The organism is Glutamicibacter sp. 0426 (assembly GCF_001906485.1).
In the GTDB taxonomy this organism is placed as follows: Bacteria; Actinomycetota; Actinomycetes; order Actinomycetales; family Micrococcaceae; genus Glutamicibacter; species Glutamicibacter nicotianae.
Window position 1 is genome coordinate 93,146 of sequence record NZ_MPBI01000001.1, and the last position, 15,759, is coordinate 108,904.

General features: G+C 60.5%; 14 protein-coding genes. 11 read left to right on the plus strand and 3 right to left on the minus strand.

Going from position 1 to position 15,759, the window contains the following annotated elements; genetic code table 11:
- Positions 1-60 precede the first annotated feature (60 nt).
- Entirely contained in the window at positions 61-960 is a 900-nt protein-coding gene (locus tag BKX98_RS00410) for a rhodanese-related sulfurtransferase (RefSeq protein WP_038991681.1), read from the plus strand.
- A 51-nt stretch (positions 961-1,011) separates the two neighbouring features.
- Here the strand turns inward: BKX98_RS00410 and BKX98_RS00415 are convergent, their stop codons facing one another.
- Positions 1,012-1,590, minus strand: a complete 579-nt coding sequence (locus tag BKX98_RS00415) for a GNAT family N-acetyltransferase (protein ID WP_038991680.1) — start codon at positions 1,588-1,590, stop codon at positions 1,012-1,014.
- A 73-nt stretch (positions 1,591-1,663) separates the two neighbouring features.
- Here BKX98_RS00415 and BKX98_RS00420 point away from each other — a divergent pair, with 73 nt between their 5' ends.
- The 6 genes from BKX98_RS00420 (at position 1,664) to proC (ending at position 9,643) form a co-directional block, all read left to right on the plus strand.
- Positions 1,664-3,253, plus strand: coding sequence for a methyltransferase (locus tag BKX98_RS00420; protein ID WP_073705839.1), 1,590 nt, complete (start codon positions 1,664-1,666; stop codon positions 3,251-3,253).
- Positions 3,254-3,276: 23 nt separating this feature from the next.
- A complete protein-coding gene (locus BKX98_RS00425) occupies positions 3,277-3,927 on the plus strand; it encodes a helix-turn-helix transcriptional regulator (protein WP_038991753.1) in 651 nt (216 codons plus the stop codon).
- 149 nt (positions 3,928-4,076) lie between these two features.
- The gene (gene topA / locus BKX98_RS00430; protein WP_038991676.1) at positions 4,077-6,866 is read left to right on the plus strand and encodes a type I DNA topoisomerase; all 2,790 of its coding nucleotides are present in this window, start codon (positions 4,077-4,079) and stop codon (positions 6,864-6,866) included.
- A 32-nt stretch (positions 6,867-6,898) separates the two neighbouring features.
- Entirely contained in the window at positions 6,899-7,918 is a 1,020-nt protein-coding gene (locus BKX98_RS00435; RefSeq protein WP_038991675.1) for a Ppx/GppA phosphatase family protein, read from the plus strand.
- A 53-nt stretch (positions 7,919-7,971) separates the two neighbouring features.
- Positions 7,972-8,796 (plus strand): sugar phosphate isomerase/epimerase, encoded by an 825-nt coding sequence (locus BKX98_RS00440; protein WP_038991673.1) that lies wholly within the window; start codon positions 7,972-7,974, stop codon positions 8,794-8,796.
- Positions 8,797-8,800: 4 nt separating this feature from the next.
- Entirely contained in the window at positions 8,801-9,643 is an 843-nt protein-coding gene (gene proC / locus BKX98_RS00445) for a pyrroline-5-carboxylate reductase (RefSeq protein ID WP_038991672.1), read from the plus strand.
- 74 nt (positions 9,644-9,717) lie between these two features.
- Here proC and BKX98_RS00450 read toward each other — a convergent pair whose 3' ends face one another.
- On the minus strand, positions 9,718-10,374 hold the full coding sequence (locus tag BKX98_RS00450) for a TrkA family potassium uptake protein (RefSeq protein WP_038992348.1): 657 nt from the start codon (positions 10,372-10,374) through the stop codon (positions 9,718-9,720).
- A 7-nt stretch (positions 10,375-10,381) separates the two neighbouring features.
- Entirely contained in the window at positions 10,382-11,815 is a 1,434-nt protein-coding gene (locus BKX98_RS00455) for a TrkH family potassium uptake protein (RefSeq protein WP_038992320.1), read from the minus strand.
- A gap of 205 nt (positions 11,816-12,020) precedes the next feature.
- Between BKX98_RS00455 and BKX98_RS00460 the strand changes: the two genes are divergently transcribed.
- The 4 genes from BKX98_RS00460 to BKX98_RS00475 all read left to right on the plus strand — a co-directional run bounded on the left by BKX98_RS00460 (position 12,021) and on the right by BKX98_RS00475 (position 15,744).
- Positions 12,021-13,190 carry an acetoin utilization protein AcuC gene (locus BKX98_RS00460; protein WP_073706410.1) on the plus strand — a complete coding sequence of 390 codons (1,170 nt, stop codon included), beginning with the start codon at positions 12,021-12,023 and terminating at the stop codon, positions 13,188-13,190.
- A 101-nt stretch (positions 13,191-13,291) separates the two neighbouring features.
- Positions 13,292-13,729 carry a helix-turn-helix transcriptional regulator gene (locus tag BKX98_RS00465; RefSeq protein ID WP_066140976.1) on the plus strand — a complete coding sequence of 146 codons (438 nt, stop codon included), beginning with the start codon at positions 13,292-13,294 and terminating at the stop codon, positions 13,727-13,729.
- A gap of 190 nt (positions 13,730-13,919) precedes the next feature.
- Entirely contained in the window at positions 13,920-15,263 is a 1,344-nt protein-coding gene (gene gdhA, locus BKX98_RS00470) for an NADP-specific glutamate dehydrogenase (protein ID WP_038992317.1), read from the plus strand.
- 256 nt (positions 15,264-15,519) lie between these two features.
- Positions 15,520-15,744: a helix-turn-helix domain-containing protein gene (locus tag BKX98_RS00475; RefSeq protein WP_013349804.1), complete on the plus strand. Its 225-nt coding sequence runs from the start codon at positions 15,520-15,522 to the stop codon at positions 15,742-15,744.
- Positions 15,745-15,759 lie beyond the last annotated feature (15 nt).

Here is a 15,759-nt window from a genome sequence, read left to right on the forward strand (position 1 = left end):
TCAATGTGACATTGCTCTTTTCCTCGGCGTTTCGCGGCCCGAAGCTACTAACATTGTAGGGTGGCCATTCATCGCATAGTTCTGTATTACGCTTTTACTCCGCTCCCAGATCCAGAGGCAATCCGCCTTTGGCAGCGCTCTCTGCTGGAGCGCTGGGGCCTGCGCGGACGCATCATCATCTCCAAAGACGGCATCAACGGCACCGTGGGTGGCGAGATCTCCGCAGTCAAGGCCTACGTCAAGGCCACCCGGGAACTTCCCGCATTCAAGAAGATGGATATCAAGTGGTCTGAAGGCTCGGCTGAGGACTTCCCGCGTATCTCCGTTAAGGTTCGCGACGAGATCGTCACCTTCGGCGCCCCTGGGGAACTCGAAGTCGACGAGAACGGCGTGGTAGGTGGCGGCACCCACCTGCGCCCCGAAGAACTGCACGAACTGGTGGACAGCAGGAAGAAGGCCGGCGAGAAGGTGCACTTCTTCGATGGCCGCAACGCCTTCGAAGCGCAGATCGGCAAATTCAAGGACGCGATCGTTCCTGACGTGGAGACCACCCGTGATTTCGTTGCAGAACTGGATTCGGGCAAGTACGACCACCTGAAGGACCAGCCGGTGGTCACCTACTGCACCGGCGGCATCCGCTGCGAGGTGCTCTCTGCTTTGATGGTCAAGCGCGGCTTCCAAGAGGTGTACCAGATGCAGGGCGGCATTGTCCGCTATGGCGAGAAGTACGGCGATGCAGGACTCTGGGAAGGTTCGCTGTACGTTTTCGACAAGCGCATGCACACAGAATTCACCGAAGACGCGGTGACTATCGGTGAATGCGTTGGCTGCCAGGGCCCGACGAACAAGTTCGAGAACTGCTCGAACCCCGCCTGCCGCAATCTGCGCCTGTTCTGCGACGACTGCGCGAAGGATGAAGAGCTGCGCCGCTGCCCAGAGTGCAGCACCGTGGACGCCTGATCACCGCATGGACCAACTGCGGCCCGGACTGTCGAAGTCCGGGCCGCAGTCCTATATTGCCGTCGCCGGCCACAAGCCGGTCGAGGCGTCCTTGACCTCGGTCTGTTCCACCTCGGTCCGGTAAATCTTCAGCCCGCGTGCTTGGTAATTCGGCAGCGCCGCCGGCCCGTCCAATGAACACGTATGCAACCACACCCGGCTGACCGCAGGCAGCTGCGTCCAGCGCGAGCCCAGAGCCCAAGCCTGCCGCAGTGCTTCGCTGAGCAGCACTCCGCCGAGGCCGCGACCGGTAGCTTCAGGAAAGAGCCCGAAGTAGAAGATCTCGACTTCGCTGCCGGCTTCCACGACTTCCGTGACGAGCTCCACATATCCCTTGGGAGCACCCTGCTGGTAGAGCACCCACGTTTCAGAGCCGGGACGTCGGAGCACTTCGTCCCACTGCTCGCGTGTGGAGCCCAGGCGGTCAGCCCAGTTCAGCTCGCTGCCGACGCTTTGGTAAAGGAACCGCGAAAATTCCGGGGTGATCTCGTCGGCCAGTTCAATCCGGGCGTCCTCGGGCAGGGATTTGGACGAAGAGATGATCTCCGCAGGATTGAGCTGTTGCAGATAGGTCACGGTTACTTGGGTCATGCCCACATCATAGGTCGGGCCAAGTTGACTAGCCTAGCTCCCGCCGGTTGCGTTACTCGGTAGACTTGGCGTTGTGAATGCTGCTGAATTTTCTTCCATTGATGACGCTCCGCAGAGCCATAATCAACTGCTCATCGATTCGCTGGCCAAAGACCTGACTGCTGTCGGGTACAACTATGAAAATGTCGAGGGGCTGCTGGGCGAGGAAGCCGCCGCAGCATTTGCTCGCGACCAGCTGCACCCTGCATTGCGCAATCTGGATCGGCGCGGGGAGGATGCCCCTCTGGCTTGCGTAGTCCGCCTCTTCCAATTGGGCCAGACCCAGGAAGAAGCTGCCATCAATGCCGCCTTCCCGACGCTCAAGACTGACGGCCTGCTCAAGCTGGGGCTCGTCGAGTCCTGGGCCAGCGGTTACCGTGCCAAGATCGCCTTGGCACTGCATTCATCGGATGCCGATGGCGAATTGTGGGTGGCCCACGACTTGGGCGCACACCAGCGCCCCGGCGTGCTGCGCACCGACCATGTGCTTGGCATTGGCCAGGCTTCGCTGACCCTGGCGCAGATCACGATCCGCGAAAAGGTCGAGCGCGCGCTGGACTTGGGCACCGGCTGCGGCATCCAGCTCTTCCACCTGCTCTCGCATGCGGAACACGTCACCGCCACGGACCTGTCGGCCCGAGCCCTGGGATTCACCCGGTTCAACCTGATGCTCAACCACCAGGCCTTGGCACTGGATCCAGAGAACCTCGATTCTCGGGTCACCTTGCTCCAGGGAAGCCTGTTCGAGCCGGTGGCAGGATCCACGTTCAATTTGATCGCCAGCAACCCGCCGTTCGTCATCACCCCGCGAAGCAGCACAGAGCGGGCCAAGGACCGTTTCACCTACCGTGATGGGGGAATGGCTGGCGACACCTTGGTGAGCACCCTGATCGAGCAGGCCCCTGAATTCTTGGAGCCGGGTGGTTCCATGCAAATGCTTTCAAACTGGGAGATTCCTCTTCTAGACGATGAATCGAACCAAGCATGGGATGTCCGGGTGCGCCAGTGGTTCGGCGACAAGCTGGACGTATGGGTGATTGAGCGCGAACAGACGACCCCAAGCGGCTACGCGGAAACCTGGTTGCGCGACTCTTCGCAGACCGAAGACAGCAGCTCGTATGTCTCCGCCTACAACGCGTACCTCGATGACTTCGAGTCCCGCGGCGTGGGGGCCATCGGCTTCGGCTTGGTGTACCTCCGCCGCCCGGTTGCAAGCCGCCCAGTCCTGCAACGCTACGAGCAGATCTCGCATCAGGTGGAACAGCCGCTGGCCCCGACATTGCAACGCGATATCGCGATGGCTGACCAGCTGGCAGCGGCCGGCGAAGGATACAAGGATTGGCTCCTGCTGGTGCCTGAGGATGTCACCGAGGAGCGCCACCAGCGTCCGGGGGCAGAGCACCCGGGCGTGATCCTGCTGCGCCAGGGTGCTGGCCTGCGCCGAACTGAATTGCTTGATACTGCGCAGGCAGGATTTGTTTCCGCCTGCGATGGTGAATTATCTGTATCGCAACTAGTCAATGCGCTGGAATCGCTGATAGGCGAGGGGCAGGAAGACTTCTCGGACGTGCTTTATGAAGCAGTGAAGCGGCTCTTGCGACATGGCCTGCTTCAGAAAATGTGAAACAAGCGCTAAAGTTTTTCCCTATGACACGGAACACAATTGAGGAACAAGGTGGAGCCGCCTCGCAAGATGCGGCAAAAATTCCACAAGTTGTCTCGATCACTGACCCCCAAGCGATTCGAGCGTTGGCGCATGACGCTCGACTGATCGTCTTGGATGAGCTCTTTGCTTCGCAGACCACCCGCACCGCTACGGAACTTGCATCGCTGTGCGCGTTGACCCCCAGCGCAATGAGCTATCACCTTCGAGCTCTGGAGAAGTACGGATACGTTATTCGTGCCGCCAGCGAGGGTGATGCACGCGAGCGCCGCTGGCGTGCGGCCGGTGAACGGCTTGAACTGAACACGCAGATCGACTCGGCCAACGCCAAGACCGCGTACTTGAATGTGCAGTTGAACGCATTCCGCACGCGGCTTAATGCCGAAGTCCAACGCCGCGAGGCAGAAGCGAAGGCCGGAATCGCTCCGGAGCCTGACCGCCCGCCGATGCTGACCAGCGGTTTGGTCTTCCTCTCAGAGGCCAAGCAGCGCGAGTTCAACCGCCGGATGCTGGATCTCGTGTACGAATACGAGGCACAGGCAACAGCTGAGGAACGCAGTATTGATTCGCGGCGTATGTTCTACTTAATCTCATTGCTTCCCGAATACCAGAGCATGGGGGAGGCGACATCATAAGCATGCCCGGCTCAGGGAGCGCAGATCCTTCGGTGTAAGATCATCGAGAAATGTGCTTATAGAGTAGGCATGAAGAACGAAGCTGCGATGGCGGATCGAGCAAGGCCCGGGAATGGGTGCCGAAGGTCCGTGTTGTCTAAAGGAGTGCTGTGCCCCCCAAGGCCAAGGAAAAGACTGGTAAGAAACTCGTAATCGTGGAGTCTCCTGCCAAGGTGAAGTCGATCGCCAAGTATTTGGGCGAAGGCTTTGACGTGGATGCCTCTGTGGGCCATATCCGCGACCTTCCGCAGCCCTCGGAACTGCCAACCGAGCTGAAGAAAACCTCCGTAGGCAAGTTCGCTGTCGATCTGGACAACGACTTCGAGCCGTACTACATGGTCTACCCGGACAAGAAGAAGCGCGTTTCCGAACTGAAGGCGAAGCTCAAGGAAGCTGACGAACTTTACCTCGCAACCGATGCGGACCGCGAGGGCGAAGCCATCGCGTGGCACCTGCTGCAGGTCCTGAAGCCAAAGGTTCCGGTACGCCGCCTGGCCTTTACCGAAATCACCAAGGAAGGCATCGCCCGCGCCCTGGAGAACATGCGTGAACTGGATACCGACCTCGTCGACGCCCAGGAAACCCGCCGTGTCCTGGACCGCCTCTACGGTTACGAAATTTCACCGGTGCTTTGGCGCAAGGTGGCCCGCGGCCTGTCAGCAGGCCGTGTGCAGTCCGTGGCAACCCGTCTGGTCGTTGAGCGCGAACGCGAACGCATGGCCTTCATCCCCGCCGGATACTGGGATGTGAAGGGCAACTTCGCTACCAGTGACGGCGAAGCTTTTGCGGCAAAGCTGTCGGCAGTGGACGGCGCCCGTGTCGCCTCCGGCCGCGACTTCGATGACCGCGGCCAGTTGAAGGCCACCCGCAACAAGCTGGCTCACCTTGACCAGGAATCGGCCCAGTCGCTGGTGGCGAACCTGTCGAAGACCGACTTCGAGGTGACCTCTGTCGAGGACAAGCCGTACACCCGTCGTCCGGCAGCGCCGTTCACCACCTCCACGCTGCAGCAGGAAGCATCCCGCAAGCTGCGCTGGAGTTCAAAGATCACCATGCAGATCGCCCAGCGCCTGTATGAAAACGGCTACATCACCTATATGCGTACCGACTCGGTCTTCCTCTCGGGCGAGGCAGTGACTGCCGCGCGCAAGCAGGCCACCGAACTGTACGGAGCCGATTCCGTTCCAGCCAAACCACGCGTGTACAAGGCGAAGAATGATGCGGCCCAGGAAGCCCACGAAGCGATCCGACCGGCCGGTGACATGTTCCGCCGCCCGAAGGACGTTCGCTCCTCGCTGTCCAAGGACGAATACACGCTCTACGAGCTGATCTGGAAGCGCACCGTCGCCTCGCAGATGGCCGATGCCAAGGGCTTCACCGCCACCATCAAGCTGCAGGGCACCGCCAGCGATCAGCGGGTGGCAGAGTTCTCGGCATCCGGCACCGTCATCACCTTCCGCGGTTTCCTTTCCGCCTATGAGGAGGGCAAGGACGAGCAGGCTGTAGAAGCCGCGGCAGAGAATGCCGAAGCGCGCCTGCCGCAGCTGGCCGTGGGCCAGCAGCTGGCTGGCGACGAGCTGACCGCACTAGGCCACGAAACCACCCCGCCAGCCCGCTACACCGAAGCTTCCATCGTGGCTGAGCTTGAAAAGCGCGAGATCGGCCGCCCGTCGACCTACGCGCCAACCATCTCGACCATCATGGACCGCGGCTACGTCACCAAGCGCGGCGGCGCCCTGGTGCCGAGCTGGATCGCGTTCTCGGTGATCCGCCTGCTCGAAGAGCACTTCGCGAAGTACGTGGACTACGATTTCACCGCCCGGCTGGAAGACGATCTCGATGAGATCGCCAACGGCCAGCGTGCCCGCACCGACTGGCTGAACCTGTTCTACTTCGGCAAGGGCGCGGATGCCGAGACCGAGGGCCTGAAGCATGTGGTCGACAACCTGGGCGATATCGACGCCCGGGCGATCAACTCGATCAAGGTCACCGACGACATCACCTTGCGTGTGGGCAAGTTCGGCCCGTATCTGGAACGTGCCATCCCGGAAGGTGCCGAGGAAGGGACCGAGCCGCAGCGCGCCAACGTGCCTGAGGACCTGGCCCCGGATGAGCTGACTGCCGAAAAAGCCGAGGAGCTCTTCGCCAATTCGCAGGTCTCGGAAAAGGACCTGGGCAATGATCCGGAAACCGGTCGCAAGATCGTGGCCAAGGATGGCCGCTACGGCGCCTACGTCACCGAGATCATTCCGGAACCGACCGCGGAGGAATTGGCGGCGCTGCCGGTCGAGTACTACAAGAATGGCAAGCCCAAGCCGCCGAAGAAGCCAACCAAGGTCAAGCCGCGCACCGCGTCGCTGTTCAAGTCCATGACCGTGGAATCGGTGACCTTGGAAGAGGCACTGAAGCTGATGAGCCTGCCACGTGTGCTGGGGGCTGATGCCGAAGGCGAAGAGATCACGGTGCAGAACGGCCGCTTCGGCCCGTACCTGAAGAAGGGCAGCGATTCGCGCTCCATCGAGAGCGAAGAGCAGATCTTCACGATCACGCTGGACGAGGCGCTGGCGATCTACGCGCAGCCGAAGCAACGCGGCCGGCGTGCCGCGGTGCCGCCATTGGCCGAGTTCGGCGTCGACCCGACCAGCGAGAAGAACATCGTGGTCAAGGACGGCCGCTTCGGCCCGTACATCACCGACGGCGTCACGAACATCACCGTGCCGCGCGGCACCTCGCTGGAGGAGCTGACCCGCGAGCAGGCTATCGAACTGCTTGCGGACAAGCGTGCCCGCGGACCAGTGAAGCGCACGGCAAAGAAGGCGCCGGCCAAGAAGCCGGCAGCCAAGAAGGCCCCGGCGAAGAAGGCAACGGCCAAGAAGACCACCGCAAAAAAGACTGACTAGTCTTTCTTGCCAGGCCTAACGAGGAGCGCACCATGAGACTCGGTGTATTGGATATCGGTTCGAATACCGTTCACCTCTTGCTCGTCGACGCATATCCGGGCGCACGCCCGGTTCCCTATGCCTCGCACAAGCGACCCCTGTCCCTGGTGCGCTACCTCAATGAGTATGGCGCCATCACCGAGGAAGGCCAGCTCGAGCTGATCTCCTTCATCAAGGAAGCTGCGCAGTTTGCAGAAAACCACCAGGTCGAGGACTTCATGGCTTTCTGCACTTCCGCGATCCGCGAATCCTCCAACGGCGCTGCCGTGCTGGAACGCGTCGAAGCCGAGACGGGCGTGAGCCTGATGGAACTGACCGGCGAGGAAGAAGCCGGCATGACCTTCTACTCGGTACGCCGCTGGTTCGGCTGGTCATCTGAATCCATCTTGAACCTGGACATGGGCGGCGGCTCGCTGGAACTGGCCCTGGGCGTTGACGAGTTCCCGCAAACCGCATTCTCCGTGCCACTGGGCGCCGGCAGGCTGACCCGCGAATGGCTTCCCAACGATCTGCCGTCGATGAAGGAAGTCAAGGAACTGCGTACATACGTACGCGATGTCCTCGCCGACCCGACCACTGAACTGCGCCAGTACGGCAAGCCCACCTTGGCCACCGCGACTTCCAAGACTTTCCGTTCCCTGGCGCGCATCACCGGCGCCGCGCCGAGCACGGAGGGTCCTTACGTCAAGCGTGTGCTCCATCGGGATGCACTGAAATTATGGACCAACCGCTTGACGGCGATGAGCTGGGCAGAACGTGCAGAATTGCCCGGCGTTTCAGAGATCCGCGCCCCGCAATTGCTCGCTGGCGCGATCGTAGCCCACGAGGCGATGAGTGCCCTGAAGCTGAAATCTGTGCGAATTTGCCCTTGGGCTATCCGTGAAGGCTTGATGCTGAGACGATTTGATCACGTGATGTTTGACTCTGCGACACCGCTCAGTAGTAGCGTGGGAGTTGGGGAAGTAGCGCTGGACAACGAGAAGTACAAGTTTCTCGCCAAACCCAGCAGCTAACCTTCTTGGCTAAACGGTGCCTGCAAGGTGGGCACGGTAACAGGAGGCAAGGCATGGAAGACCAGAAGAGCACAATGAAGGTGCCAGTCACCCTCTCCAGCGCGTCAGTTTATCCGCTGACCGTCCATGATGCCTTCGCTATGGCCAAAGACGTGGGATACGACGGGCTGGAAGTGCTGATTACCGGCAATGCGGCCAGCCAATCTGCCACCGCGCTCAAAGCCTTGATGGACAAGTACCAGCTGCCGATCCTGGCCATTCATGCTCCGACACTGCTGCTCACCCAGCAGGTGTGGGGCTCTGCCTGGGCAAAGATTGAACGCTCGGTCATCCTGGCTCAAGCCGTCGGCGCCAGCGTGGTTGTCGCCCACCCGCCATTCAGGTGGCAAGGTTCCTACGCCGAGGAATTCGCCGAAGGCGTGCAGCGGCTGACCGACACCACTGGGATGAAAATCGCCGTGGAGAACATGTATCCGTGGCGTGCCCGGGGCCGAGAAGCCAAGATGTATCTTCCGCACTGGAACCCCGTCCCGCAGCACTACCAGAATGTGACCTGGGATTTCTCCCATGCCGCCATCGCCAATATGGATTCACGCCAAGCAGTCGAGGATCTGGGCCAGCGACTGGCGCACGTGCACCTGTGCGATGGCCTGGACAACGGCAAGGACGAGCACCTGGTGCCAGGCCTGGGAACCCAGCCGGTGGCCGAAACTCTGCAATACCTGCGCGATGCCAACTGGGACGGAACCATAGCCGTCGAGGTGTCCACCCGCAAGGCGCGCAATGCGGGACAAAAGGAAGAATGGCTGGGAAAGACCCTAGAATTTGCCCGCCAGCACTTAACAGTCGGCAGTGACCCCAAGCCAATGACACAATAGCCATATGAGTGAAGCAACAAAGAATCTGTCCCTGTCCTTCCTCGGTGCTGGCTCCATGAACGGCGCCATCCTGCGTGGCATCATCGGATCAGGCCATGATCCGAAGCTCATCACCGCCACCGTCCGCAGCGGCAAGCGCGCTGCAGAACTACGTGAGCTTGGCATCAACGTCCTGGTCAGCGAGGACGACCCAGAATCCAACCGCAAGGCCGCGGCCAGTGCCGACATCATTTTCCTGGGAGTGAAGCCGGTCGGCATCACCGACCTGTGCGAAGAGATTTCCGGATCCCTGGACGCGCAGAAGGTCGTTGTTTCCGTGGCCGCCGCAATCACCCTGAGCAGCATGCAGGCACATCTGCCGCAGGGCCAGCCGGTGATTCGCTCCATGCCGAACACCCCGTTGATGGTCGGTGCAGGCGTTGTGGGCATCAGCCCGGCTGAAAGCGTCAGCGAAGAGCAAACCCAGCTGGTCACCGACCTGCTCTCCGGCTCCGGCGATGTGCACGTCATCGGCGAGGATCAGCAAAACGCGCTCTCCGCAATTTCCGGTTCCGGCCCTGCCTATGCCTTCTACCTCGCTGAAGCCATGGCCAACGCCGGTGTGGCCATGGGCTTGGACGAGAAGCTGTCCATCGCGCTGGCCCGTGCCACCGTGGCTGGCGCAGGCAAGATGCTCTCGGACCCTGATGCGGATCCGGCGGCCCTGCGCAAGGCAGTGACCAGTCCAAAAGGCACCACCGAGCAGGCCATCGCCACCTTCGATGAGCACGGCATTCCAAAGATCATTGCTGCCGGAACCCAAGCGGCAGCGGCTCGTGCGGCCCAATTGAGCGACGAGCTCGGCTAGACCCCAACACGTGAAACGGCGGTGGCCGGCAACCAACTGGATGCCGGCCACCGCCGTTTTCGAATCCTTTGGCCCTAGGGGCGGGCCGCGAACCGCTCCAGCAGATCCACGTGTCCCGAGACGATCAGGACATCTCGACGCGTCACCATGGTATCGGGGATTGCGTAAGTGAAGTCCTCACCAGGGGACTTCACCCCGACAATGGTCACCCCGTACTTGGAGCGGACCTGGGACTGGGCCAAGGTGAAGCCCTGGGTCTCCTTGGGCGGGTACATTTTCACGATGGCGAAGCCGTCATCGAATTCGATGAAGTCGAGCATGCGACCGCCGACCAGGTGCGCGGCACGCACCCCGGCATCGGCTTCCGGATAGATGACATGGTTGGCGCCGATGCGCGTAAGGATCTTTCCATGGGACGGAGTGATGGCCTTGACCCACAGGTGCTCGATGCCCAGATCCACCAGGTTGACGGTGATCAGCACCGAGGATTCGATGGAAGTGCCGACGCCCACGACAGCAGAGGAGAATTCCTGGGCGCCGAGCTGGCGCAGCGCATCGATGTTGGTTGCGTCGGCCGCGACAACGTGGGTCAGGGTGCTGGCCCACTGCTGGACGAGCTCCGGGCTGCGCTCGATGGCCAGCACTTCGCGGCCCTGCTTGACCAGCGTCTCGGCGACAGAGGCACCGAAGCGGCCCAAGCCGATCACCAGCACCGGGGCATTGTGGTCCATGTTCTTGTCAGCCAATGAGAGGCCTTTCTTCTGGAAGTCTGAACAACGTGTTGCGGTGGCGCATGGTCAATGCGCTGGCGAGTGTAATGCTGCCGATGCGTCCGGCAAACATCAACGCGCTGAGCACATATTTGCCAGCCGGAGGCAGTTCTTGCGATACGCCGGTGCTCAGCCCTACGGTAGCAAAGGCCGAAATCGACTCGAACAGGGCACGCGAGAAGCCCACTGATTCATCAATGGTCACCAGTGCCCCGGTAGCGACCATCACCAGCGAAGCGCCCATGGCGACCACTGAGATGGCCACGCGCATGGTGCCCTGAGGAATCTGCCGGCCGAAGGCCTTCGCGTCCGTATCGCCGCGGACCTCTGCCAGAATGGCCAAGAACATCACGGCAATGGTGGTGACCTTGATGCCGCCAGCGGTGGAAGCTGAACCGCCACCGGCAAACATCAATGCGTCGGTCAGCAGGACGGTCACCTGGTGGATGTCGTTCTGGTCCACCAGATTGAATCCACCGGAACGGGTCATCGTCGAGGCGAAGAATCCATGAATGATCTTGTCGCTCAAGGACAGACCCCCAATGGTCTTGGGATTGGCCCATTCGAATACCAGCCACAGGAAGGATCCGGCAAAGAGCAGGATCGTGGTGGTGAGCATGGTCAGCTTAGTATGCAGGTTCCACTTCTTGATGTTGAACTTGTGCGCCAGGAGCACCATGATGACCGGGAACCCCAAGGAACCGGTGAAAACGCCGGCCATCAAGGGTCCCAGGATCCACAGGTCGGTTTCATAGGGAACCAAACCATCGGAGTGCGGGGTGAAGCCTGCATTGTTGAAAGCCGAGACTGCATAGAAAATTCCGTGCCAGATGGAGGACAGCACGCTTTCGCCCAGAATGTAGAAGCGCGGGATCAAGAACAGCGCGATCACCGCCTGCAGGCTGATCGCCGTGAGGATCACGATGCGCAGCAGCGAGCTGACCTCGCCCAGCGCAGAGGCTCCAGAACTGTTCATGGAGTTCTGGGCCATCAGCTTGGCTCGCACGCCCAGCTTGCGCGATACCGCCAGGGACATGATGGAGGCCAAGGTCAAAATGCCCAACCCGCCCATGAACGTCGCGACCAGCATGATCAGCTGGCCGGCAAATGACCAATGCACCGCGGTGGAGACGGTGGTGAGGCCGGTGACGCACACCGCCGACACCGCCGTGAACAATGCGTCATGCAGCGCGGTGGCTTCTCCGGTGGCCGAGGAAAACGGTGCGGCCAGCAGGGAAGTGAACAGCGTGATGGCCAAGAGGAAAGCGCCAAGAGTCAAGCGCGCGGGGGAGCGCACGGTGAAGTCGGCGACTGCGATGCGAACCGCCAGCCATTTCTTGCGTCGCCGTTCACGCATTTCAGCTGCCCGGGCACTGGGGCCCGGTGCACTGGCTGTGCTCATTTATTTCTCGCCGTTTCCTCGGGAACAGTACTTTGCCATGCGGAATTGAAGTCCTCCTAGTAATTTACGCGTTTCCACCGCTAAACGCTTGCGTTGCCCGCCTGAAGACCCGACAAGCCTCGCAATCTGCCATAAATTCATGAGTTGGATCACTATCGGGTAGCCTGAATTCGTGTTAGATCCGCAGCATGCCCCACGGTCCACCATGGTGATGTGGGATGAACAGTATCTGAAGTACAAATTCAGCGACTGGCATCCGATGCACCCTTCGCGGCTAGAGCTGACCTATCGGCTCAGCGACGAGCTGGATGTTTTCGATGCGCAGAACGTCTCGATCCAGGCGCCAGAAGTTGCCGAGGACGCGGTTATCGGCACGGTTCACGACCAGACCTATATCGACCAGGTACGACGGGTCAGCAACGATCCGGCACTGGTTGCCGAAGAATTCGGCTTGGGCACTGAAGACGACCCGGTATTCGCCGGGATGCATGAAGCAGCCGGGCGCATCGTGGGAGGTTCGGTGATGGCGGCCCAAGCCATCATGGATGAAGATGTTGTCCGTGCAGTGAATTTCGCCGGCGGCATGCACCATGCAGCGAAGAGCAAAGCCAGCGGTTTTTGCATCTACAACGACGCTGCCGCCGCGATCCAGCGCATGCTGGAACAGGGCGCGAAGCGCGTAGTCTACATAGATGTCGACGCGCATCATGGGGATGGCACCGAATCGATCTTCTGGGATGACGAACGTGTGCTGACAATTTCCATCCACGAATCGGGATTGTCGCTTTTTCCGGGAACCGGATTCGCCAATGAAATCGGCGGCAAGGATGCCCAGGGCAGCGCAGTCAATGTCGCTCTTCCGGCCATGACCGGGGACTCCGGGTGGATGCGTGCTTTCCATGCGATCGTTCCCCAACTGGTGCGCGCCTTCAAGCCGGAAATCATTGTCTCCCAGCATGGATGCGATGCGCACCGTGATGACGACATGACCAATTTGAAGCTGTCGGTCGATGCCCAACGCCAGGCCGCCTTGGATATTTCCCATCTGGCGGACGAACTGTGCGAAGGCCGTTGGCTGGCTACCGGAGGCGGGGGTTATAACGTCACTGCCGTCGTGCCGCGTACCTGGACCCATCTGACCGCGATTGTCGCCGGCAAGCCGGTGCCGTTGCGCACCTATGTCCCCGAGACTTTCCGCCGCTATGTCCTGGAAAAGTACGGGCGTGCCATGCCTTATCTCATGGGCGACGATGCCCAGTTGTGGTGGCGCAATTGGGAAGTTGGCTATGATCCGGCCGATCCGGTGGACCGGACCATCATTGCTACCCGCAAAGAAGTTTTCCCGCTATTTGGCCTTGATCCCTGGTTTGACTAGCCTCGGGTCGTTGCGACCACTGGGCGCAGCAACAGGACTTCACAGCTTTTTCGAGAAGGAAATTGATTGCCATTCATTCATATGCCGTTAGGGTTATGAGTGTGGCAATTGATGAAGTATTTTCGGCGTTGGCTGAGCCGACCCGACGCAGGATCATAGAAGCGCTCAAGTCCGAGCCGAAAGCCGTGGGCACCTTGGTCACGGAACTGGAGATTTCCCAGCCGACCGTTTCCAAGCACCTGAAGGTATTGCGCGAAGCTGAGCTCGTGAGCATGGCCGCTGCCGGGCAGCGGCGCATCTACAGCATCGACACCGCTGCGCTCGAAGACCTCGTGCATTGGTGCACCGAATTGGTTCCTGCACCAGCGGTGGACCAGGAACCGGCAACGGCCGAAACCGGAACCGAGGGGCAGCTGGCTGTGGCATCGAATCCGACCGCCCAGCAGATCGGCCGCCGCGTGGGCCAAGGCTTGGAACAAGTTACGGGACGTGCGCAGGAATTCTTCGAGAAACTTCCTCGGTTCGGACGCCGACGCTAGGCGTTGTCCAGTCTTCGACGCTGCAACCGGGCAAAATGGTCAATCTTTTAAGTTACGCGCGCAATCCTGTTTTATAACAAGAAAATTTTGTTCAGAATGCCCAGCATGGCATTCTCGTGTGCGGGGCAGTGACGCCGGCTATGAGGCCCCTCGTGCGCCTGTGCCTGCCCCAAGTGATGAGGAGAAGAACTTGGACAAGCACTTAGCGACGATTCGCGACGAAGTCTTCCGCCGCAATCCCGGCGAAGCAGAATTCCATCAGGCCGTCACAGAAGTATTCGAGAGCCTTGAAGCCGTATCGGTCAAGCACCCTGAATACGCTGAAGCCGCAATCCTGCAGCGTTTGTGCGAACCTGAACGCCAGATCATCTTCCGCGTGCCATGGGTTGACGACGAAGGACGCGTGCAGATCAACCGCGGCTTCCGCGTTGAATTCAACTCGGCACTAGGCCCATACAAGGGCGGTCTGCGCTTCCACCCATCGGTCTACCTTGGCATCGTCAAGTTCCTGGGCTTCGAGCAGATCTTCAAGAACTCCCTGACCGGCATGCCAATCGGCGGCGGCAAGGGCGGCTCGGACTTCGACCCCCGCGGCAAGTCCGATGGCGAAGTCATGCGCTTCTGCCAGTCCTTCATGACCGAGCTCTACCGCCACATTGGCGAATACACCGACGTGCCAGCAGGCGACATCGGCGTGGGTGGCCGCGAAATCGGCTACCTCTTCGGCCAGTACAAGCGCATCACCAACCGCTACGAGTCCGGCGTGCTGACCGGCAAGGGCTTGAGCTGGGGCGGTTCCCTGGTTCGCCCGGAAGCCACCGGCTACGGCGCAGTGATCTTCACCGAAGAAATGCTCAAGACCCGCGGCCAGACCTTCGACGGCCAGCGTGTGGTCGTTTCCGGTTCGGGCAACGTGGCAATCCACGCCATCGAGAAGGCGCAGGCACTGGGAGCCAAGGTCGTCACCGCCTCCGACTCGGCCGGCTTCATCGTCGACGAAGGCGGCATCGACCTGGATCTGCTGCGCCAGATCAAGGAAGTCGAGCGCGGGCGCATCTCCGAGTACGCCGAACGCCGTGGCAGCAAGAAGGTCAAGTACGTCGCAGGCGGCAGCGTCTGGGACGTCGAAGGCACCGTGGCCCTGCCATGCGCAACCCAGAACGAGTTGGGTGCCGAGGCTGCGAAGAAGATGGTCGCCGCTGGCACCATTGCCGTCGCCGAAGGCGCCAACATGCCTACCACCGCTGAGGCAACGTCGATCTTCCAGGATGCCGGAGTGCTCTTCGGCCCAGGCAAGGCCGCCAACGCTGGCGGTGTCGCCACCTCGGCCCTGGAGATGCAGCAGAACGCCAGCCGCGATGCATGGACCTTCGAGCACACCGAGCGCCGCCTGACCGAGATCATGGTCGGCATCCACGACAGCTGTGCTGCCACTGCAGACGAGTACGGCATGCCAGGCAACTACGTCGCCGGTGCCAACATCGCTGGCTTCGTGAAGGTTGCTGACGCCATGCTAGCGCAAGGCGTCATCTAGTAATTCAGTTTGTTGCAATCCGCGTGGATTCATCGGAACCCCGGTGAATCCACGCGGATTGTCTCATTCTGGCATCGAAATATGCGATTCAGATGGTCACCGGTGTGTTTCGTGATGCAAAAGTTACAAAAGTGCGATTAGACTAGTACAAAGCGAACGTGAACCTGAACCGCCGATGTTGATCCAAAGTCGTGTAAGTTCATCTTCGCTAAAATAACGCGACGAATTAGAGATCAGCGTCAGGAGAATATCCCGCATGACGGATAAACAGAATTTTGCCGGAGCCCGATTCATGACTGTGGCCGAAGTCGCCGACATGATGCGTGTTTCCAAAATGACCGTTTATCGGCTGATCCACGCCGGTGATCTGCCAGCTGTTCAGTTCGGTCGCTCCTATCGTGTTCCGGAAAACGCCGTGGAATCATATCTGAATGCCGCGGCCATTGATCCGCAGCACGGTACCGGTTCCTACGGTCGATAGTCCGCGCGATGGTCA